The sequence below is a fragment of the Roseateles aquatilis genome (assembly GCF_002205645.1).
GTDB lineage: Bacteria > Pseudomonadota > Gammaproteobacteria > Burkholderiales > Burkholderiaceae_C > Roseateles > Roseateles aquatilis.
Genome location: NZ_NIOF01000004.1, coordinates 46,320 through 67,917, shown reverse-complemented (window position 1 = coordinate 67,917; position 21,598 = coordinate 46,320). Strand labels below are relative to the sequence as shown.

Below are 21,598 nucleotides of genomic sequence, written 5' to 3'. Positions count from 1 at the left end.
GATGACTGCGGAGCTTGTTTCCCTCGCGCGCCGGTTCGCGCAACTGAGCGCGCCCAAGCGGCGGATCTTTCTGGAGCGCCTGACGGGCGAAGGGCTCGATTTCGCGACGCTGCCGATCGTGAAGCGGCCTCTGGGCGATCCCGAGGACCCGGCCGCCCCTGCGCCGCTGGCCTGCGCGCAGCGGGCGCTGTGGCTGGCCTGGCAAGGCGCGCCGCAGTCGCCGGCGTACAACCTGGCGGGTCGCCTGAGCCTGCGCGGCGCGGTGACGCCCGAGCGCGTGGCGGCCGCGGTGCGTCGGCTGGCCGCGTGTCATCCGGCGCTGCGGAGCTGCTTCGGCACCGATGCCGACGGGCAGCCGGTGCAGCGCGTGCGGCCGATGTCGGACGGGCAGTCCTTCGAGTGGGCCCGACGGGACTGGGTCGCCAATGAGGAGGACGCCGGCGCGTTGGCGAGCAGATCGGCCGACGGGTCGATCGGTGTGTCGACCGATGGGCCAACCGGTGGACCCGCCAAGCGACCGCCCGATGCCTTGGCCGACGAAGAGCGAGCCTTCGCCGCGCGGCCTTTCGACCTCGAGAACGGCCCGCTGTTTCGCGCGGCGCTGCATGTACTCACCGACGGGCGGTTGGAGCTGTTGCTCGGCGTGCATCACATCGTCGCGGACGGCAGCTCGGTGGATCTGCTGATGCGCGAGCTGGTGGCCGATCTGCAGGGCGCCGGGGCAGCCGAAGGCGGCAACGGCGCCTGGCCGGCCATCGACTACGCCGACTACGCGACCTGGCAGCACCACTGGCTCGAAGCCGGCGAGCAGGACCGGCAACTGGCCTACTGGCGCGAGCGACTCGACGGACTGCCGCCCGCGACCGCGTTGCCGCTGGACCGACCGCGGGGTCGCGGCCAGGACGCGCGCGGCGCGCTGCTGAGCTTCGATCTCGATCGCCACGTGGCCGCGGCGTTGACGGGTCTCGCGCGCCGGCAGGCGGCCTCGCCCTACATGGTCACGGTGGCGCTGCTCAAGCTGCTGGTGATGCGTTATGGCGGCGACACCGACCTCTGCATCGGCCTGCCGACGGTCAATCGGGACCGCGCCGAACTGGAGACGGTCGTCGGCCATTTCACCAACGTGCTGCCGCTGCGCACGCGCATCGATCCACGGGCCGGGTTCTCGGCCCTGCTGCGGCAGGTCCGCAACGGGTTGCTGGAGGCCAAGCGCCACGCGGAGCTGCCGCTGGACCTGCTGGTCGACCAGCTCGGCGTCGAAAGGCAGCCGGGGCTGCATCCGTTCTTCCAGATCAAATGCGCGCAGCAGACGGCCGGCGACGCGCTCACCGGCACCAGCGATCTGCAGGTCGCGGCGCGGGCGGTGGCCGTCGACGACATCCATTTCGACCTCAGCCTGGACGTCGTGTCCGACGGCGATCGACTCGGCTTCGATCTCGCCTACGCCACGCAGCGTTTCGATCGCGCGACGATCGATCGTCTGGTCGAAGCGTTCCACGCGTTGGCCGCGCAAGTGGCGCGCGATCCTGATCGGGCGGTCGCCGAGCTGACGTTGCCGGGCGAAGGCACGGTCCTGGTGGGCGAGCAGGCCGCGACGACGCCCAGTCACACGAGCGTGCCGGCGCTGTTCGCCGCCATTGCGGCAAAGCATGGCGACGCCCCCGCGCTGGTCCAGCGCGAGCGGGCGCACAGCTACGCGGAACTCGCGGAAGCCGCCCAGCGATGGGCGGCGCATCTGCGCGGGCTGGGCGTGGGGCCGGAGCGCCGCGTGGCGATCTGCCTGGACCGGTCGCCGGAGTTCGTGCTGGCCGTGATGGCGGTGCTGATGGCCGGCGGGGCCTTCGTGCCGCTCGATCCGTCGGCGCCGGCGCGGCGGCTGGGGCAGGTGCTGGCGGACTGCGGCGCGTCCGTGCTGATGAGCACGTCGGCCCCCGAGTGGGCCGGGGCGGTGCGGACCGTCGTTCCTCGCTTCGACGCGTTGCCGGACACGCCACCGGCCGCAACGGCGGCGCGAGCGCGGGCGGCGAGGCCTGCGCCGCCGCATCCGGACCAGGCCGCCTACGTCATCTACACGTCCGGCTCCACCGGCCAGCCCAAGGGCGTCGTGGTTTCGCACGGTGCGCTGGCCAGCTACGTGTCGGGGCTGCTGACGCGCCTGGCGCTGCCGTCCGGCGCCAGCTTCGCGATGGCGTCGACGGTGGCGGCGGACCTGGGCCACACCTCGCTGTTCGGCGCGCTGTGCGGCGGGGGCGCGCTGCATCTGCCGGACACCGCCGAGGCCTTCGATCCGGACGCGTTCGCGGCGCACATGACGCGGCATCCGGCGGACGTGCTGAAGATCGTGCCCAGCCATCTGCGCGGCCTGCTCAACGCGCGCGACGCGGCGGCGGTGCTGCCGGCGCGGGTGCTCGTGCTGGGTGGCGAAGCGACGGACGAGGCGTTGCTGCGGCAGATCCGGCAACTGCGGCCGGACCTGCGCGTCTTCAATCACTACGGGCCGACGGAGACCACCGTGGGTGTCCTGACCCATGCGCTCGCGCCGACCGACCCGGCGCCGGACGTGCTGCCGCTGGGCCGCCCGTTGCCGCGCATGGCGGCCTACGCGCTGGACGCGGACCTGCGCGTGGTGCGGCCGGGCATGACCGGCGAGCTCTACCTCGGCGGCCCCGGCGTGGCGCGTGGTTACGCGGGCCAGCCGGGCCTGACCGCGAGCCGTTTCGTCGCGTCCCCGTTCACCGACGGCGCGCGGCTCTACCGGACCGGCGACGGCGTGCGACTGCGCAGCGACGGCACGCTCGCCTTCCTCGGCCGGCAGGACGATCAGGTCAAGATCCGCGGCCATCGCGTCGAACCGGGCGAGCTGCAAGGCGTGCTGCGCGACTGTCCGGATGTGGCCGATGCCTTCGTGCTGGCCGGTGTCGGCGATCAGGGGCGGGCAGAGTTGTGGGCCTACGTGGTCCCGAGGACGGGCCGCGTGCTGGACGTCGATGCCTTGAAGGACGGGCTCGGACACCGCGTGCCCGCCTACTTGCTGCCCGCCACGCTGCGGGTGCTGCCCGCGCTGCCGCTCAACGCCAACGGCAAGGTGGACCGGCGCGCGTTGCCGCGGCCCGAGCCGGCCATGGACGAGCGCGACGCCAGGCATGCCCTGGTCGATCCCGGCGAGAAGGCGCTGGCGGCGCTCTGGGCCGACCTGCTCGGCATCGAGCCGCGACGGATCGGGCGCGAGGACAGCTTCTTCGACCTGGGCGGGGACTCGGTGCTCAGCCTCAAGCTGATCGCCCGCATTCGCCGGCAACTGCCGGGCGGCGCGCGGCTGTCGCTGCCGGCGGTGATGCAGGCAGCCAACCTGGGAGAGCTGGCCGCCTCGCTGCGGCGGGGGCTGGAGGCCACGCACGATGCCGTGTGCCTGAACCCCGGCCGTACCGGCATCGGCGCCAGCACCAGCAGTGGCAGCGCCAGCAGCAGCGGCAGCGGCAGCGACGTGGGCAATGGCTCCGGTACGCCGCTGTACTGCATCCCCGGAATGATCGTGAACACGCGCGAGTTCACCGCGTTGGCCGACGCCGTCGGTGCCAGCCGTCCCGTGCACGCCTTCGTGAGCCACGTCTACACCGACAAGCGCTGGCGCGGCTTCTCCATTCCGGCGCTGGCGGCGGAGTACGCCGACTTCATCGCGGCCACCGCGCCCGCCGGCCGTTGCGCGCTGCTGGGCTGGTCCTCGGGCGGGGACCTCGCCCATGAGGTGGCGCGCCTGCTGCGGGGTCGCGTCGAGGTCGCGTTCGTCGCCATGGTCGATGTCTTCGAGACGGAGCCGCTGCGACCCGAGCGCCGGCTCGACGATGCGCGGCGCGAGCAGGCGCAGGCCAGGATCGATGCCTGGCTGGCGCGCTCCGAGATGGCGGACCGCTGGCGGGATCTGTTCGGCCGCATGGACGAGGACGAGCGCGCCTGCATCGCGGATCACGCGGGTCGCGATCAGCCGTTGCCACTGGACGGCGCCGGCGAGGATGCGGCGGAGTACCTGCTGTGGGCCACGCTGGACAAGCGCGTCCAGGCGGCGCGATACCGCCACGATCGCGGCGATACGCCGGTCCACGTCTACCAGGCCGAGGACTCGCTGAGCGCCGAAGGGACCTTGCGGGATTGGACGACGTCCGCGCCGGTCGTGGCCACGCGCCGCATTGCGGCGGCCACCCATCTGGACATCATCCGCAGCCCCGCGTTGCTGGCGGATCTGGTGGAACGACTCGCCGAGACGGACCGTCTCGCGCGCGCATGAAAAAGGCTGCCCGGGCGGAATCCCGGGCAGCCTGCGATGGCATGCGCGATGGCATGCGCGATGGCACGGGCGATGGCCCCGCGGCCGCCGCCGCGAGGCCATGCCGACGATGCCTGCACAGGCGCTCGGACCTTGCCGACACCGACGCCGACGCCGTGGCGGCCGCTGGCTTCAGCGCGTGCTCAGAAGTGGTACTTCGCGCTCAGCAGCAGGCTGCGCTGCTCGCCGCGGAAGTAGCTGCCATAGGCCACGGCCGAGTAGTAGCGCTTGTCGAAGAGGTTGCTGCCGCTGAGGGAGAAACGCCACGGCCCGGTGACGTAGCGGACGGAGGCGTCCACCAGCGTGTAGTCCGGCTGCGACGAGGTGTTGGCCTCGTTGTTCCAGCGCTTGCCCACGTAGCGCAGGCCGGCGCCGAAGCCCAGCCCGGCGAGCGTGCCGTCGGCGACGCTGTAGTCCAGCCACAGCGATCCCGTGCGCTCCGGCACCAGGATGGGCGTGTGGCCGACCTCGGCGCTGTTGGCGCTGGACAGCACCTTCAGGTCCAGCGCCGTGTACGACGCCATCAGGCGCAGCTGACGCGTCAGCTCCGCGTTGGCCGACAGCTCGATGCCGCGCGAGCGGACGCTGCCGATCTGGTGCGCGTCGAAGGTGACCGGGTCATAACCGACCACGTTGGTCTTCCTGAGGTTGAAGACCGCGGCGGTGAAGGCGTAGGGCTTGTCCTTGGGCAGGTACTTGATGCCGGCCTCGACCTGGCGGCCGTCGCTGGGCACGAAGGTCTTGCCGCTGAAGTCGGTGCCGACGTTGGGCACGAAGGACTCGGCATAGCTGACGTAGGGCGACCAGCCGTCGCCCAGCAGGTAGTTGACGCCCACGCGTCCGGTCGTGGCGCTGTCCTGCTGCCGCGCCTGGGTGGCCCCCAATCGGTCATCGCTGTCGGTCTTGACGCGGTCGTGCCGCGCGCCGATCGTGAAGCGCCAGTGCTCGCCCCACCTCAACTGGTCCTGCGCGTAGAAGCCCAGCTGCGTCGTCGTGATGACGTTGTCGGCCACCGGCGTGGTGGGCGAGGCGATGTCGATGCCATAGACCGGGCGGTTCATGTCCAGCGGGCGGGTCATGTCCTGCCAGCGCTGCCAGCGCGCCTTGCTGCGGTCCCAGTCCACGCCGAACAGCAGGCCGTGCTGCAGCGCGCCGGTGGTCACCGTGCCTTGCAGCGTGGTGTCGGTGGTGGTCTCGTTGACGGACTCGACGTCGTGGCGGGCCTGGCGCTGCAGCGTGACGCCGTCCGCGTCCAGCCAGGACAGGATGTGGTGCTTGTCCATCGTGCGCCGCGCCACGCGCAGCTTGTGGCTCAGGCGCCAGTCGCCGGGCGCGTCGCCGAAGCGGTGCTCGAACTGGTAGCCGCCCGCGTCGGAGCCCGTCTTGATGCGGCTGTAGCGCGGGTCGCCTTCCTTGACGCTGGTCGGCTGGCCGTCCGCGCCGGTCACGTATTGCACGTCGTCCGAGGCGTCGTCCTGCAGATGCTCGGCCTGCAGGATCAGCGAGGTGCGCGGCGCCAGGTCCCAGCGCAGCGACGGTGCCAGGTAGTTGCGGCGGCGCTCCATGCGCTGGCCGTTGGGGTACTTCTCCTGCGTGCCGGTGTCCAGGTACAGGCCGACCAGGCGGTAGCGCAGGCTGCCGTCCTGATCGAGCGAGCCGCCCACGTCCGCGGCCGCCTGCTTGCGGCCGAAGCTGCCGGTCTGCAGCTCGATCTCGGGGACCATGTCGTCGGTGGGCACCTTGCTGACGCGATTGACCACGCCGCCTACGTCGCCCTTGCCGAACAGCACCGACGACGGGCCCAGCAGGATCTCCAGGCGCTCCAGGCCGTAGACCTCGGTCTGCACGCCCAGGAAGGTCTGGCCGACCGTCTGGATCAGGCCGTCGCGATAGCTGCTGGTGTACCAGCCGTCGAAGCCGCGCAGGATCACCCAGTCCGGCGCGCGCGAGTCGTTGCCGTAGGGGTTCACCGCCACGCCCGGCGTCTGCCGCACCGCCTCGGTGAGCGTGGTCAGTCCGCGGTCCTCCAACTCCCTGGCGGTGATGACGTGCACCGATTGCGGCACCTCGATCAGCGGCGTCTCGGTCTTGGTGCCGACGGCGGCGCGCTTGACGACGCGGCCCGAGTCCCCGGCGCGGCTGCCCTGCACGCGGACGGTGGGCAGCGCGGGCTTGGCGTCCTCCGCGGGCGCCGCCTCCTGCGCCCGCGCGGGCAGGCCCGCGGTCAGCGCGGCCAGGGCGGCGCAGGCCGCCAGCGCGGTCGGCACCAGTCGGGGACGCCGCGGGGCGGCGACGGCGGCGGAACGCAGGGTCGTTGGACGAAGGCTGGTCGGACGGAGGGAGGGAACCCGGACGGGGGAGATCATCGTGGTGCTCATGGTGGTGGTCGAAATTCTTGGGAAGCGCTGGATCGCTCCCCTTGTTCTTGAGGCCGGCGGCGCGGCTGTCGTCGGTGCGACGACCCGAAGCCGCGCCGGGCCGATGGGGCTCGGTTCAAGGCTCAGGCCCGGGCCGCCTCCGGCCAGGGCTGGCGCTGCGCGTGGAGCAGCGCGTCGCAGATCTCGCCGGTGCGCACGGCGGTGACGGACAGCAGCGTGTCGCTCAGGCCGTGCGTGTCCTCGCAGGCCCCCTGCAGGAAGATCGCGGGCCGGAAGTCGGCCGTGGCGCGCACCCGGTAGTTGCGGTCCACGGCGAAGTCGCCCAGCCACGGCGCCAGCGGCGCGAGCAGGCGGCGATGGAGGTCGCGCTCGTAGCCGGTGGCCAGCACCACCGCGTCGTAGCGCTCCAGCACCGGCGCGCCGCTGTGCAGGTTGCTCATGCGCAGGTGCAGGCCGTCGCGGTCGGCGGTCACGTCCTGGATCTCGTGGCGGCGCAGCAGGCGCAACCGCGTGTGGCCCCGCACCTTCTGCTCGTAGGAGACCTTGTAGATCTGCTGGATCAGCTCCAGGTCCGGGCAGGCGTAGTTGGTGTGCCAGAACTCCCGCAGCATGGCCGCGCGGTCGGCGTCGCTGGCGGCGTAGACGTCGTCGATGAACTCGGCGTTGAAGATCTCGTTGACGAAGGGGCTGTCGTCGGACGGCTTGATCGAGCGCGCCCGCATGATCAGGTCCACCTGCATGTCCTCGGCCCGGCCTTGCAGGTCCAGGAAGATCTCCGCGGCGCTCTGCCCGGCGCCCAGCACGGCGATCCGGCGCGCGCGCGGCAGCCGCTCGATACCGGCCAGGTAGCGGCTGGAGTGGAAGACCCGCGCGTCGCCGTGCAGCGGCCGGAAGGCCTCGGGGATGTTGGCGCTGCCGCCGGGGCTCACCACCAGGTGACGCGCCAGGCGCTCGCTGGTGCGGCCGTCGGCGTGGCGGGCGCGCACGCGCAGCGCGGAGACCGTGTCGCCGCTGCACTCGGGCCGCACCTCCAGCACCTCCTCGCCGTAGGCGCAGCAGTCGTCGAACTGCGCCGCGGCCCAGCCCAGGTAGTCGTTGAACTCCAGGCGGCTCGGATAGAAGGTCTTGAGGTTGATGAAGTCGGCGAGCCGGCGCTTCTCGTGCAGGTAGTTGAGGAAGCTGAAGCGGCTGGTCGGGTTGCGCAGCGTGGCCAGGTCCTTGATGAAGGAGATCTGCATGTGCGCCTGGTCCAGCAGCATGCCGGGATGCCAGGCGAAGGACGGCTGGCGCTCGATGAACAGGGCGTCCAGGCGGCGTCCGCCGTGGCGCTGCTCGTCGAGCGCGACCGCCAGCGCGATGTTGGACGGGCCGAAGCCGATGCCGACGAGGTCGTGGATCTGCATGGGCATCTCAGGCCTCCTGGCGCGATGGGGCAGGGACGTCGGCAGCGGCGACGGCGGGGATGCCGGCGCGGACCGGGGCGGGCACCGGCGCGTCCACGCGTGGCCACCACAAGGCGTCGTCGAAGAAGCGCTCGCGCAGCAGCGTGACCAGCAGCGCGCGCTTGTGCGGGAAGTCGAACTCCTTGACCTTGGCGTAGCCGGAGCGGTCCAGGTTGCGGATCTGCTGGGCGTGGTCGGCGCGCGGCTCGCCGATGGCGCGGCGCGTGCGCGGGTCGTCGAGGAAGAGGTAATGCGAGATCGACGTCAGCCACGCGGTGGCGATGCCCTTGCCGCGGAAGGACGGCTCGCCGATCAGCACGTGCCAGCCGCGGTCGTGGTCGTCGACGTCGTAGAACGGCGCGACGCGGTTTTCCTTGGCCCAGTAGACCTCGAAGTAGCCGAAGGGCTCGCCGTCGAGGCTGGCGATCATCGGGTAGATGTGCGGGTCGGCCGCCAGCTCGGCCAGGTAGCGGCGATGCTTGTCCAGATCGCCGGCCTCCTGCCAGACCTGCGCCACGGCGGGGTCGTTCATCCAGCGGTTGATGCGCGCCAGGTCGGCCTCCGGCTCAGCCATGCGGAAGCTGAAGGTCTTGCCCAGCCAGGGGATGAAGCGCTGGTAGACGAGGCCCTCGGGCTTGGGCGGCCGACGGGGATGCCGGCGCCCGTGGCTGAGCACGTACTGCGGCGGCATGACGGGGGCGACGGCCGGTTTCCACAACGCGGGCAACTGCCACAGCAGCTCCCGGCTGGCGCGCACGGTCTGGCCGTCGCGCAGCAGCGCGCCCATCGGGAACAGCGCGGCGGGCCACGCGGTGGCGCCGGTCAATCGGCAGTCGCGCGCGGTGGGGTGGAAGGTGAACGCGGCTTCCAGCGCGGCGAGCACCTCCTCGACGCTCGGCGTGGCCGCGGTGGCCTTGGCGAGCGTCAGCCCCTGCGGGCCGGTGACGAGGTGCCAGCGTTGCTGCGAGGGCGACTCGGCGGCGCGCACCAGCAGCGCCTCGCCGTCGCGCAGGGCGACATGCGGAATCCCGCCGGGGTAGCAGCGCAGGGTGGTGGTTTCGTTCCAGTCCAGCTCGGAGGCCGCGGGAAAAGACATCGCAGACATCGGAAAACTCCTCAAGGTGGCCGATCCCTGTCACGACGATCCAGCCCGCCCGTTGTTCAGTCGCGGGCGGCCCGCGCGCCGGCCGCGCCGGCCGGTTGAACAAGCGCGGCGCTGGATCGTCTGGGCAGGGACGGGGGTTGCGTCCCGAGGGCGACGCATGCCCGGGCGGGACCGGCGATGGCTGGCCCTGGCCACCGGAAGAACGCAAACACGGCAAGCACGGCGAGGAACGAGATGACAGCGAGAACTGAATGGAGCGCCACGCGGCGCCTGGCCGGCCGCGGACGGTGGTGTCTGGCGGCGGCGACGGTCGTGGCGATGCTGGGCCTGCAGGGGCCGGCGCAGGGCCGCGATGCCGGGGGTGGCGCCGACGCGAGCGCGAGCACCAGCGCCCGAGGCAAGGCCAGGCCCGCCATCGGGCCGCGCGACGTGGAGATCCGCCGCACCACCGACGGCATTCCCCATGTGCGCGCCAACGGCTGGCGCGAGCTGGGGGCCGGCGTCGGTTACGTGCAGGCGCAGGACGCGCTGTGTACGCTGGCCGAGGCCTTCGTGACCTTCGAGGGGCGGCGGTCCTGGTTCTTCGGCCCGGACGAGCGACCGGCGCGCCACGCGACCTTCGGCCGCGCGAAGAACCTGGACCTGGACTTCTTCTTCCGCGGTTTCGCCGACGCGGCGATGACCACGCGTTACCGCGCCGAGCAGCCGCCAGAGCTCAACGCGCTGATCGACGGTTTCGCGGCTGGCTACAACCGCTATCTGGCCGAGTTCCGGTCCGATGCGCGCGCCCGGGCCCACCGGACCTGCGCCGGCGCCGAGTGGCTGCGAGAGATCGGTCCCGACGACGTGTACCGCCGCCTCTACGCCGCGCAGGTGGCGGCGGGGCTGGCGCGTTTCATTCCAGAGATCGTGAACGCCGCGCCGGCCGGCGCCGCGCGGGTCTCAGCCGCGCCGGGCGCCATCGGTGACAGCGGCGCGGGCTCCCGCGTGATCGCCAGCGCGGGCACGCGTGGCGATGCCGGCCGCGATGTCGGCGACGACACCTTGCAGGCGCGGCTCTCGCGCGGCATCGGCGACCAGGCCGCGCTGGGCAGCAACATGCTGGCTTTCGGCGGCGAGGCCACCGGCGAGGACCAGGCGCTGCTGATCGGCAACCCCCACTGGTTCTGGGGCGGACCGGACCGCTTCTACCAGATGCACCTCACCATTCCCGGCCGGCTGGACGTGGCGGGCGTGTCCTTCCTGGGCGTGCCGGTGGTGATGATCGGCTTCAACGACCACGTCGCCTGGAGCCATACGGTGTCGGCGGCACGGCGCTTCGGGTTGTTCCAGCTGACGCTGGACCCGACCGATCCCACACGGCTGATGCGGGACGGACAGTCCGAGCGCATGGACGCGCGCGAGGTGCGCGTGGACGTGCGCGGCCCGCGCGGCGAGGCGGGCATCGTGACCCGCACGCTGTACCGCAGCCGCTTCGGCCCGGTGCTGGACCTGGGCGCGCACCACGCGGCCTTCGGCTGGACCCGCGACACCGCGCTGGCGATCCGCGACGCCAACGAGCAGAACTTCCACGCCTTCCGCAACTTCTTCCTCTGGAATCAGGCGACCTCGCTGGACGACTTCATCGCCATCCAGCGCCGCGAGGCGGCCACGCCGTGGGTGAACACGACCGCGATCGGGCGCGGCGACGGCCGCGTGTGGTTCGCCGACATCGGCCCCGTGCCCGACGTGCCGGACGCGCTACGCGCCGCCTGCGGCACGCCGCTGGGCGCCGGCTTCGCGCGGCTGGATCCGGCGACGCCGTTCCTGGACGGCAGCCGCGCCGCCTGCGACTGGCGCGAGTCGCCCGGCGCGACGCGGCCGGGGCTGATGCCGGCCCAGGCCATGCCGTCGCTGCTGCGCCGGGACTACGTGGCCAACATGAACGACAGCTACTGGCTCACCAATGCGCGGGCGCCGCTGGAGGGTTACCCCACGGTGCTGGGCGGGGAGCGTCAGGCGCTGTCGCTGCGCGGGCGGCTGGGGCACCGGATGGCGGCCGAGCTGATGACGGCCGACACGCGCTCCACGGCGACGCTGGGGCGGCGCTTGAAGCACGCGGCCCTCACGCCGCGCGCCTATTCGGCCGAGCTGTTCAAGAGCGAGTTGCTGGATCAGGCCTGCGCCGCGCCGACGGTCGAGTGGACGACGGAAGTCCCCGTCGTCGCGGCAGCGCCGGTACCGGTGGCATCCTCCGCATCCGCATCCGCATCCGCATCCGCATCCGCATCCGCATCCGCATCCGCGACCGCGACCGCGACCGCGACCGAGTCGGCGCCGGCATCGACATCGACATCGACATCAGCGTCCCTGTCCGTGCCGACGCGGCAGCGCGTGGACGTCGCGTCCGCCTGCGAGGTCCTGCGCCGCTGGGACGGCCGCGCCGAGGCCAACGACCGCGGCGCCTTGTTGTGGGACGCCTTCTGGGATCGCCTGGATGCGCTGCCGGCCGCAGCGCTCTACCGCGTGCCCTTCGCCAGCGACAGGCCGCTGGAGACGCCGGCCTCGCCGGGCAAGGCCGACGGCCGCGTGGCGCGCGCGCTGGCGGAAGCGGTGCTCGCGCTGCAGGCCAAGGGCCAGGCGGTCGACGCCCCCCTCGCGCGTCACCGGGAGGTGGACAGCGGCGGCCGCCACCTGCCCATCTATGGCGGTTGCCATGCCGCCGGTTACTTCGTCGTGGCCTGCAACAGCGACGGCAGCGATCGCATGGGGCTCGACACCTCGGGCAACAGCTATCTGCAGGTCGTGAGCTTCGACGCCGCCGGTGTCCAGGCCTTCACGCTGCAGGCGTCGGGGCAGGACGAGCGGGCGCTGGTCGCCGGCATCGGCCTGGCGCCGGTCGAGCGTTATGCCCGCAAGGACTGGCTGCCGTTCCCGTTCCATGAGCGGGACATCGCCCGCGACCCGCGGCTCAAGCGGTCGGTGCTGTCGTTCTGAGCGTGGCGCGGTACCGCGGCGCCAGCGGGCAGCCGCCGCAGCAGGGTTGGTCCGGCAGCAGGTAGTAGAGGCAGCAGTGCCGGTGCAGGCGCACCGGACGGCCCTGGCCGTCCAGCGCCGTGCGACGCGGCAGCGCGAGCATCGGATTGCCGCGCTCGTCGGGCCACGGGCCCTGCTCCAGCAGCAGCGTCCGGTCCTCGACGACGTGGGGCAGCGGGCCGGCGAGCTGGATCGCCAGCTCGAAGATCTCGCCCAGGTAGCGGGCGGTGTTGCTCCAGAGGATCTTCTCCGCCACCCGCGTCTGGCGATGCAGCGCGGCGAAGAGCGGCCGCAGGTGACCGTGCAGCAACGCCGCGTAGCGCGGCGCGGTGCTGGCGCCGGGCAAGGCCTGGCCCTCGTCGGTGATGTGGAAGCTCAGCGGCTCGCCGTCCGCACCCAGGTGGACGGCGATGTGGGCGGCGTCGACCGGGAAGGCATGCCGCAGCAGGCTCGCGCCGGCCACGACTGGCGGCAGCAGCGCCCACAGGTAGGCGAGGCTCCAGGCGGAGGCCACGGCGCGCAGGTCGGGTCCCGTGACGCCCAGGTGCCGGGCCTGCCGCGCCAGCGCGTCCCGCAGCGGGCCGGGATCGGCCAGCAGGTCGGCGACCAGGATCGCCTCGGGCGGCCGGTGCGGCGCGCAGCGCAGGGTCTCGCCATGGGGGGCCCACTCGCCCTGGAAGATCGGCTGCAGCAACGGAATCATCGGGATCCAGGCATGTGAGGTCGCTCCGGGGGCAAGGGCCTAGGCAGACAAACCGGCACCGGCACCGGCACCGGCACCGGCACCAGCACCAGCACCGGCGCCAGCACGAGTACGAGCACGAGCACGAGCACGAGCACGAGCACGAGCACGAGCACGAGCACGGGTGCGGGTGCGGGTGCGGGTGCGGGCGGGCATGAGCGGGCACGCGGTCTTCGCGCCGAAGCGCCGCTCCTGGCATGACGGGTGAGACGGGCGTTTGTTCACCGCCGGGTGGCCGGAACTGAACAGGGGAGGGGGCTGAGGCGTCATGGCTGGAGAGCCGCGCCTGCGCGCGCATTCCGACCTCGGGGCTGCCCGGCGCGGGCGACTGCCCGGCGCGGATCCCGCTTTCATGATGGGTGGACCGTGCTTTCTTATCTGATTCGACAGTCCCGCCTGCTGCTGTGGGCGGCGGGTTTGGCCAGCGTGGCCTCGGGCATCTGCAGCGTGCTGGTGGTGGCGCAGATCAACGCGGCGCTGACCCAGGACGACGCGGACCGCGGCGCGCTGGCCTGGCGCTTCGCGGCCGCGGCGCTCGGGGCGATGCTCAGCCAGATGGTGGCCTCGGTGATGTTCGAGCGCCTGAGCCAGCGCGCCCATGCCGAGCTGCGCCGCTTCATCTCGGCCCGCGTGCTGGCGGCGGACTACCGCAGGCTGGAGGAGCTGGGCGCGCCCAAGGTGCAGTCCGCGCTGTCCGAGCACAGCGCGCGGGTGGCCGACTTCTTCGTCAGCTTCCCCACCATCCTGGTCAACGCCATCATCGTGGCGGGCTGCATGGTCTACATGGCCTGGCTGTCGTGGTCGGTCTTCGCCGCGGCGGTGGTGGTGATCGGGCTGGGCTCGCTGGGGTATCACCTGGCCCACCTGCGGGCCATCCGCCACCTGGACACGGCCGCGAAGGAGCAGGACCGCCTCTTCGACCACTTCCGCTCGCTGGTCGACGGCGCCAAGGAGCTGCGCCTGAACGCGGCCAAGCGCCGCCACTTCGCCGACGCGGTGCTGGGTGATTCGATCGAGACGGTGCGGCGCGAGCGCGCCGTCGGCATGTCGGTCTTCGTGCTGTCGGCGTCCTGGGGCAACTTCCTGATCTACGGCTTCATCGGGCTGGTGCTGTTCGCGCTGGTCGGGGACGTGCCGGACCGGGTCAAGGTCATGACCGGCTTCGCGCTGGTCTTCGTCTACATGGTGGCGCCGCTGGAGACGCTGCTGCTGTGCCTGCCCAAGGCCAACCTGGCGCGTGTGTCGGGCGCCCGCATCGACGAGATCACCCGGCAGCTCGAACGCATCGAGCCCCAGACGACGCTCGCGACGCCGGCCGCGCCGCGGACCTTCCGCAGCGTGCGGCTGAGCGGCGTCGGGCATCGCTACTTCCACGAGGGCGCCAACGAGATCTTCGCGCTCGGGCCCGTCCACCTGAGCTTCCGCCCCGGCGAGATCACCTTCCTGGTGGGCGGCAACGGCAGCGGCAAGACCTCGCTGGCCAAGCTGCTGGCCGGCCTGTACCGGCCCGACCGCGGCGCCATCGTGCTGGACGGGCATCCCGTGGGCGACGCGGACCGTGACGACTACCGGCAGCTGTTCAGCGCGATCTTTTCCGACTTCCACCTCTTCGAGCAACTGCTGGACGGCGCCTCCCCGGACCTGGACGACCGCGGCAACCGGTTGCTGGAGAAACTGTTGCTGGACGGCAAGGTGCAGGTGAAGGGCGGCGCCTTCACCACGCGGCAGCTGTCGCAAGGCCAGCGCAAGCGGCTGGCGCTGGTGGTGTCCTACCTGGAGGACCGCCCGTTCCTGGTCTTCGACGAGTGGGCCGCGGACCAGGACCCGCTGTTCAAGGAAGTCTTCTACCGCGAGCTGCTGCCCGAGCTGCGCGCGCGTGGGAAATGCGTGCTGGTGATCTCTCACGACGATCGCTACTTCCACCTGGCCGATCGCATCGTCCGCATGGAGGATGGGCAGGTGGTGGCGGGCGGCGACGCGCCGGAGACCGCGCCGGAGAACGCGCCGGAGAACGCGCTGGAGAATCCGGCCGCGATCGCCCCGCGGGCCGAGGCGGCGGGCGAGGTCGGAGCCCGCGGCGTCGGCGGCACGGCGAGCGCCGCGAACCAGGCCGCCGACTAGCCGCCCGGACGGCCTGTCCCCCCCGGGGCTGACGAGGTTGACGCCGCGCGGTGGCCCATGCAAGCTCGCCCGCAGGCGCATCGTCAGAATGCGTCCAGGGGCTTGTTCATGTCGATCGTTCATCCCGGTGACTCGGCGGCCCGCGCCGCGCCCGATCCGGCCGCCGGCGACCGCCAGACGCAGGCGGATCGCCCCATCGCCTTCGGCATCCGCGCGCGCATGCTGGCCGCCGTGGGCGCCGCCTGCGTGACGGTGCTCGCGCTGACGGGCACCGTGATCGCCGTGCAACTGGACGCCATCGAGACGGCGGCCCGGCTGGAGGCCAGGAATCTGGCGGCCTCCGTCGCCTACAGCGCCACCTTCAACAGCAACGCCCTGCAGGCCTATGTCGAAGGCCTGGACGACCTCTACAAGCGCGACCTCTTCATCGTCGACCGCGAGCGCCGGACGATGGCGGACATCCTGAAGTCCGAGCTCGGCGAGATCTATCGCGAGGACCGCGGCGGCGAAGTCGAGGCCACGATGCGCGACGGCGTGCCGCGCGGCTTCGTCGAGATCAGCGCGCAGCATCCCAACGGCGCCAAGCAGATGGTCGTGCCGATGCGTGACGCGCCGCGGCCGGACGCGCGCATCGTCGGCGCGGTGGTGCTGGAGTACACCGACATCGCCCTGCAGCTCTTCGAGGCCGAGGTGGGCACGCTGTACCTGGTGGGGGCGGCGGGGCTCGCGGCGTGCCTGGGCATCGGGGTGTTCGGGTTCCGCGTCTCGGGGCGGATCACGCGCGGCGTCCGGGAGCTCCACCAGGCGGTGCGCGGTTTCTCTCGCGGCACGCCCGCGCCGGCGCTGATGCCGCAGGACCGTGACGAGATCGGCGAGCTCACGCTGGCCTTCAACACCATGGCCGCGGACCTGCAGCGGAGCTACCTGGAGCTGCTGCTGGAGACGGAGATGGCCAAGGAGGCCGCCCGCCAGGTGGAGATCCTGGCCTACAGCGACAAGCTGACCGGCCTGGCCAACCGCACGCAGTACGCGCGCCTGATGACGCAGGCGCTGGCCGAGGCGGCGCGTTATGGGCGGCGGCTGGCCCTGGTCGTCGTGGACCTGGACCGTTTCAAGAACGTCAACGACACGCTGGGCCACGAGGCCGGCGACGCGTTGCTCCGGGACATGGCCGCGCGGCTGACCCAATGCATGCGGGAGAGCGACCTGATCGCCCGCCTGGGCGGCGACGAGTTCGTGCTGTTGCTGCCCGACGTGGACCAGCCCGAGCGGCTGGGCACCGTCGCCCGCAAGTTGCTGAAGGCGCTGTCGTCGCCGCTGCGCCTGGAGGGTCAGGAGTTGCGCGTCACCGCCAGCATCGGCATCAGCGTCTATCCGGACGACGGCACCGACGAGCCCACGCTGATGAAACACGCGGACATCGCGCTTTATCAGGCCAAGGAGGACGGGCGCAACGGCTTCGCGTTCTATTCACCGGCGTTGAACCGCCATTCGATCGAGCGCCTGGCCTTCGAGTCGGAACTGCAGCGCGCCTTCGACCAGGGGCAGTTGCAACTGCATTACCAGCCCAAGGTCCTGGCCGCGGACGGTCGCATCAAGGGCGTGGAGGCGCTGCTGCGCTGGCCTCATCCCGACATGGGGGCGGTGTCGCCGGCCAGGTTCATCCCGGTGGCCGAGGAGACGGGCCTGATCGTGCCGCTCGGCCGCTGGGTGCTGGAGCAGGCCTGCCGCCAACAGGTGGCGTGGAAGCGCGAGGGCGTGGGCGACCTTGTCATGGCGGTGAACCTGTCGGCGCGGCAGTTCTCGGACGAGAACCTGTTCGACGACGTTGCCGCGATCGTGGCCGCGACCGGCGTGGATCCGGCCAGCCTGGAGCTGGAGATCACCGAGAGCATGCTGATGCGCGACATCGAGCGCGCCATGTCGCTGCTGGCGGGCTTCAAGCGCATGGGGCTGCGATTGGCGGTGGACGACTTCGGCACCGGCTACTCGTCGCTGGCCAACCTGAAGCGCTTCCCGATCGACACGCTCAAGATCGACCGCGCGTTCGTGCGGGATCTGGAGGGCAGCGGCGAGGACCAGGCCATCGCGCAGGCCATCATCACGATGGCCAAGTCCCTCGGACTGAACGTCGTGGCCGAGGGCGTCGAGACCTTGCCGCAGGTGGACTTCCTGCGCGATCGGGGCTGCGACGAGCTGCAGGGCTTCTACTTCAGCAAGGCGGTGCCGGCAGGGGAGCTGGCGGCGATGCTGGGCCGTTGATCGGACCGCGGCGCAGGCCTTGACCTGTTCTTGACGGTCCCGGGGCGTCGCGCCTGACGGGCCGGCGGCGCTGGTGGTGCCGCCGACACTTGTCGTCCGCGCTGGACATTGCCGGCCCGCCGCTCTCTAATGCTTGAGTCACTTGCCGGCGGCGGGCGTCGTGCGTTCGACGTTGCCCGGACGACCGGTGGCGAGACACCTGGACGGGTGGGCTCGGAACCGCAGGGAGGCTGCGATGCGCTTCACGAGAGAGAAGTGCTCGACCGTTTGGCGGTCGCGCGTCAGGTGGGCTTGGCCGCTCGCCATCCTCGCGGCCGTCCTGATCGGTTGTGACGTCGACGCGCCCGCGTCGACGCCGCCGGCATCGGCCCCCCCGGAATCCATCGTGCTGGCCGTCACGCCCTACGTCGGTGCCGCCCCGACTTTCGTGGCCGTCGCCAAGGGCTACTTCGAGCAGCAGGGCCTGAAGGTCACGGTGCAACATCACCCCTCGGGCAAGGCCGCGCTGGATGCGGTGATCGCCGGCCAGGCCGATGTCGCCACCGTGGCGGAGCTGCCGATCGCGCTGGCGGCGGTGCGGGGGCAACCGGTCGCGATCCTGGCCACCCTGTCGACCCAGAGCGACCACGCCATCGTGGGCCGCACGGACCGGGGCATCACGACGGTCGCGTCGCTCAAGGGGAGACGCGTTGCCGTCAGCGCCGGCACGAGCGGCGACTTCGTGCTCGATGTCATGCTGGTGAGGCAACGCCTGTCCCGCGCGGACGTCCAGGTGATCGACAGGAAGCCGCGCGACCTGGTCGACGCGCTGGAGCGCGGCGAGGCGGACGCGATCGCGACCTGGGAGCCCATGGTCGCCGACGCGCGTCGGCGGCTGGGTGATCGCGCGGCGGTGTTCCCCAGCGAAGGCATCTACGACTCGACGTTCAACCTGACCGCCTCGCGCCAGTTCGCGCGCCAGCGCAGCGAGGCGACGCGGCGGCTGCTCACGGCGCTGGAGCGCGCCGAGCAACTGCTGGCGCGCGACCCGGCCGCCTGCGCGCCCATCGTCGCGCAAGCACTGGACAAATCCCCCGAGGAGGCCCGGCAATTGCTCGATCGCAGCCGGTTCGCGCTGGGGCTGGAGCAGCACCTGCTGGTGGTGCTGGAGGACCAGGGGCGCTGGGCGATGCGGAACCGGGTCGTGGAGGCGAGGCAGGCGCCGAACTTCCTGGACGCGGTCTATCTGGACGGGCTGGCGTCGGTCAAGCCGCGTTCGGTCACGATCATTCATTAGCGTCATGAAGATATCGATCCGGTTGGCGATCGTCGGTGGGGCCTGCGCGCTCGCGGCGCTGGCGATCGCGATCGCGCTGGGGGCGTCGAGTCGGCAGGTCGCCGACGGCGTGCGCAAGAACCGCGAGGCCGCCGACATCGTCGAATCGGTGGCGGGCCTGCGCTACCTGACGCTGGAGTACGCGCGCCAGCCGGAGGTCCGCATCGAGACGCAATGGGCCAGCACCTACGGCTCGCTGGGCGCCGTGCTCGATCGCGCGCGGGACTTCGATGCCGGCGCGGAGCGCGAAAGCATCGCGCAGGTCCGCGCGGCCTACGAGAAGTGCCCGGCGCTCTTCGCGGAGCTGGTGCAGGCCCAGCGCGCCCGCTCGGCGGGCGAGGGCGACCCGCATGTCCTGGAGGAGTGGACGGGGCGCCTGACCGCCGCCATGTCCCGCCTGACGCTGATCATGATGACCGAATCGTTCCGCCTGCAGGACATCAGCCGGGAGGTGGTCGCCACGGCGCAGCATCGGGCCTTCACCATCGTCACGGCGCTGTCGGCCATCCTGGTCGTCATGGTGGCCGTCGGCATGTTCCTGGTCTCCCGCGGCATCGCCCGGCCGCTGGCCCGGCTGCGCGAAGGCATGCTGCGGGTGGGCGCCGGCGATCTGGCGCACACGATAGGCAGCACCGGGTCCGACGAGATCGCCGACCTGGCGCGCGAGTTCGACCGCATGAGCGCGTTGCTCGGCACGACGACGGTATCGCGTGATCGTCTGGCCCAGAGCGAGGAGCAGACCCGCCTGATCGTGGATTCCGCGCTCGACGCCGTCGTCAACATCGACAGGGAGGGGCGGATCACGCGCTGGAATCCTCAAGCCGAGGTGGTCTTCGGATGGCAGCGCGAGGAGGCCGTGGGTCGATTGCTCGCGGACACCATCGTGCCCGAGCGCTTCCGCGAGGCCCATCGCATCGGCCTGCGGCGCTATCTGGACACCGGCGTGGAGACGGTGCTGAACCAGCGCGTCGAGCTGCGCGCGCTGCGCCGCGACGGGGCCGAGTTTCCCGTCGAGCTCGCGATCACGGCCATCCGGACCGACGACGCGGTGAGCTTCTGCGCGTTCCTGCGTGACATCACCGATCGCAAGCAGGGCGAGGCCAGGCTCAAGGCGCAGCTTGCGCGGCTGGACCTGCTGAACCAGATCACGCGCGCGATCGGCGAGCGGCAGGACCTGCACAGCATCTTCCAGGCCGTGATCCGCAACCTGGAGGACAACGCGCCGGTGGACTTCAGCTGCGTCTGCCTGCGCGACGAGAGCGGCGACGCGATGCGGGTCATCGCCGTCGGCGCCAAGAGCGCGCCGCTGGCCACGGAGATCGCGATGCCCGAGCAGGCCGCGTTCTCGATCGACGGCAACGGCCTGTCGCAATGCGTGAAGGGGCAACTGGTCTACGAGCCCGACGTGAGCGTCCTGCCGTTCCCGTTCCCCGAGCGCCTGGCGCGCGGTGGGCTGCGATCGCTGGTGATCGCGCCGCTGCAGTCGGAGAACCGCGTGTTCGGCGTGCTGGTCGCGGCCCGGCGGGCGCCGCAGGCCTTCAGCAGCAGCGACTGCGAGTTCCTGCAACAGCTCAGCGAGCATGTCAGCCTGGCCAGCCACCAGGCGCAGCTCTATGGCGCGCTGCATCAGGCCTATGACGACCTGCGCCTGACGCAGCAGGCGATCCTGCAGCAGGAGCGCCTGCGCGCGCTCGGGCAGATGGCCAGCGGCATCGCGCACGACATCAATAACGCGATCTCGCCGGCGATGCTCTACACCGAGAGCCTGCTGGAGCGCGAGCCGGGCTTGAGCGCCTCGGCGCGCCGCGCGCTGACCAACATCGCCCAGGCGATCGACGACGTGGCCGCGACGGTGGCGCGCATGCGCGAGTTCTACCGGCAGCGCGAGACCGGCGCGGCGCTCGTGCGCGTGCCGCTGAACCAGCTGGTCGGGCAGGTGGTGGAACTGACGCGCGCGCGCTGGAGCGACATGCCGCAACAGCGCGGCGCCGTCATCAGACTCCGCACCGAGCTGTCGCCCGGTGATCCGGAGGTGCTGGGCACGGACAGCGAGTTGCGGGAGGCGATGATCAACCTGATCTTCAACGCCGTCGACGCCATGCCGGACGGCGGCGACCTGACGCTGCGCACGGGCACCGTGGACGGCCCCGTGCCCGGGGGCACGGGCACGGGCACGGGCGCGGTGGTGATGCTGGAAGTCATCGACAACGGGGCGGGCATGGACGAGGCGACCCGCCGCCGTTGCCTCGATCCGTTCTTCACCACCAAGGGCGAGCGCGGCACCGGCCTGGGCCTGGCGATGGTCTATGGCATCGCGCAGCGGCACGGCGCGGATCTGGAGATCAGCAGCGAGGTGGGGCAGGGCACCCGGGTGGCGCTGCGTTTCGCCGCGCCGTCGCCGGACTCCGGCGCCATGCCGGCCTCGGTCGAGCCGGACGAGAAGCCGCCGCCGCTGCGGGTCCTGCTGGTCGACGACGATCCGCTGTTGCTGCGATCCCTGCAGGAAACGCTGGAGGCCGATGGTCACGCGGTCTCGACCGCCAACGCGGGGCAGGCCGGTATCGACGCCTTCCGCGACGCCGCGCGACGCGACGGCGGTTTCCAGGTGGTGGTGACGGATCTGGGCATGCCCCATGTCGACGGCCGACAGGTCGCGACGGCGGTGAAGACCGCCTCGCCGGGCACGCCGGTGATCCTGCTCACCGGCTGGGGGCAACGGCTGATCGACGACGACGACATTCCGAGGCACGTCGACGACGTGCTCGCCAAGCCGCCGAAGCTGCGCGAACTCCGGCGGGCATTGCGGCGCGCGGCCCAGGCCGCGGCGTCCAGGCCGGTGCCGGAAGGCGGCGAACCGACACCGCCCGGCGCCCCGGAAACACCCTGACGCGGGAGAA

General features: G+C 71.8%; 10 protein-coding genes. 6 read left to right on the top strand and 4 right to left on the bottom strand.

Annotation, left to right across the window (positions count from 1 at the left end; genetic code table 11):
- Position 1: 1 nt before the first annotated feature.
- Positions 2 to 4,282, top strand: coding sequence for a non-ribosomal peptide synthetase (locus CDN99_RS10925; protein WP_088384898.1), 4,281 nt, complete (start codon positions 2 to 4; stop codon positions 4,280 to 4,282).
- A gap of 182 nt (positions 4,283 to 4,464) precedes the next feature.
- Here the strand turns inward: CDN99_RS10925 and CDN99_RS10920 are convergent, their stop codons facing one another.
- The 3 genes from CDN99_RS10920 to CDN99_RS10910 all read right to left on the bottom strand — a co-directional run bounded on the left by CDN99_RS10920 (position 4,465) and on the right by CDN99_RS10910 (position 9,246).
- A complete protein-coding gene (locus CDN99_RS10920) occupies positions 4,465 to 6,699 on the bottom strand; it encodes a TonB-dependent siderophore receptor (protein ID WP_088384897.1) in 2,235 nt (744 codons plus the stop codon).
- A 122-nt stretch (positions 6,700 to 6,821) separates the two neighbouring features.
- The gene (locus CDN99_RS10915) at positions 6,822 to 8,102 is read right to left on the bottom strand and encodes a lysine N(6)-hydroxylase/L-ornithine N(5)-oxygenase family protein (RefSeq protein WP_088385205.1); all 1,281 of its coding nucleotides are present in this window, start codon (positions 8,100 to 8,102) and stop codon (positions 6,822 to 6,824) included.
- Between the two features lie 7 nt (positions 8,103 to 8,109).
- Positions 8,110 to 9,246 (bottom strand): GNAT family N-acetyltransferase, encoded by a 1,137-nt coding sequence (locus CDN99_RS10910; RefSeq protein WP_238139475.1) that lies wholly within the window; start codon positions 9,244 to 9,246, stop codon positions 8,110 to 8,112.
- Between the two features lie 234 nt (positions 9,247 to 9,480).
- On the opposite strand from CDN99_RS10910, the gene CDN99_RS10905 reads away from it, so the two are divergent.
- Positions 9,481 to 12,222, top strand: a complete 2,742-nt coding sequence (locus tag CDN99_RS10905; RefSeq protein ID WP_238139474.1) for a penicillin acylase family protein — start codon at positions 9,481 to 9,483, stop codon at positions 12,220 to 12,222.
- Here the strand turns inward: CDN99_RS10905 and fhuF are convergent.
- On the bottom strand, positions 12,197 to 12,964 hold the full coding sequence (gene fhuF / locus CDN99_RS10900) for a siderophore-iron reductase FhuF (RefSeq protein WP_088384895.1): 768 nt from the start codon (positions 12,962 to 12,964) through the stop codon (positions 12,197 to 12,199). The two genes, CDN99_RS10905 and fhuF, sit on opposite strands and share 26 nt — an antisense overlap.
- 405 nt (positions 12,965 to 13,369) lie before the next feature.
- On the opposite strand from fhuF, the gene CDN99_RS10890 reads away from it, so the two are divergent.
- The 4 genes from CDN99_RS10890 to CDN99_RS10875 all read left to right on the top strand — a co-directional run bounded on the left by CDN99_RS10890 (position 13,370) and on the right by CDN99_RS10875 (position 21,588).
- Positions 13,370 to 15,124 carry a cyclic peptide export ABC transporter gene (locus CDN99_RS10890; RefSeq protein ID WP_088384894.1) on the top strand — a complete coding sequence of 585 codons (1,755 nt, stop codon included), beginning with the start codon at positions 13,370 to 13,372 and terminating at the stop codon, positions 15,122 to 15,124.
- Positions 15,125 to 15,232: 108 nt separating this feature from the next.
- Positions 15,233 to 17,386, top strand: a complete 2,154-nt coding sequence (locus tag CDN99_RS10885; RefSeq protein WP_141100735.1) for a putative bifunctional diguanylate cyclase/phosphodiesterase — start codon at positions 15,233 to 15,235, stop codon at positions 17,384 to 17,386.
- A gap of 235 nt (positions 17,387 to 17,621) precedes the next feature.
- Positions 17,622 to 18,662 carry an ABC transporter substrate-binding protein gene (locus tag CDN99_RS10880; RefSeq protein ID WP_088384892.1) on the top strand — a complete coding sequence of 347 codons (1,041 nt, stop codon included), beginning with the start codon at positions 17,622 to 17,624 and terminating at the stop codon, positions 18,660 to 18,662.
- Between the two features lie 4 nt (positions 18,663 to 18,666).
- On the top strand, positions 18,667 to 21,588 hold the full coding sequence (locus CDN99_RS10875) for a PAS domain S-box protein (protein ID WP_088384891.1): 2,922 nt from the start codon (positions 18,667 to 18,669) through the stop codon (positions 21,586 to 21,588).
- Positions 21,589 to 21,598: the final 10 nt, after the last annotated feature.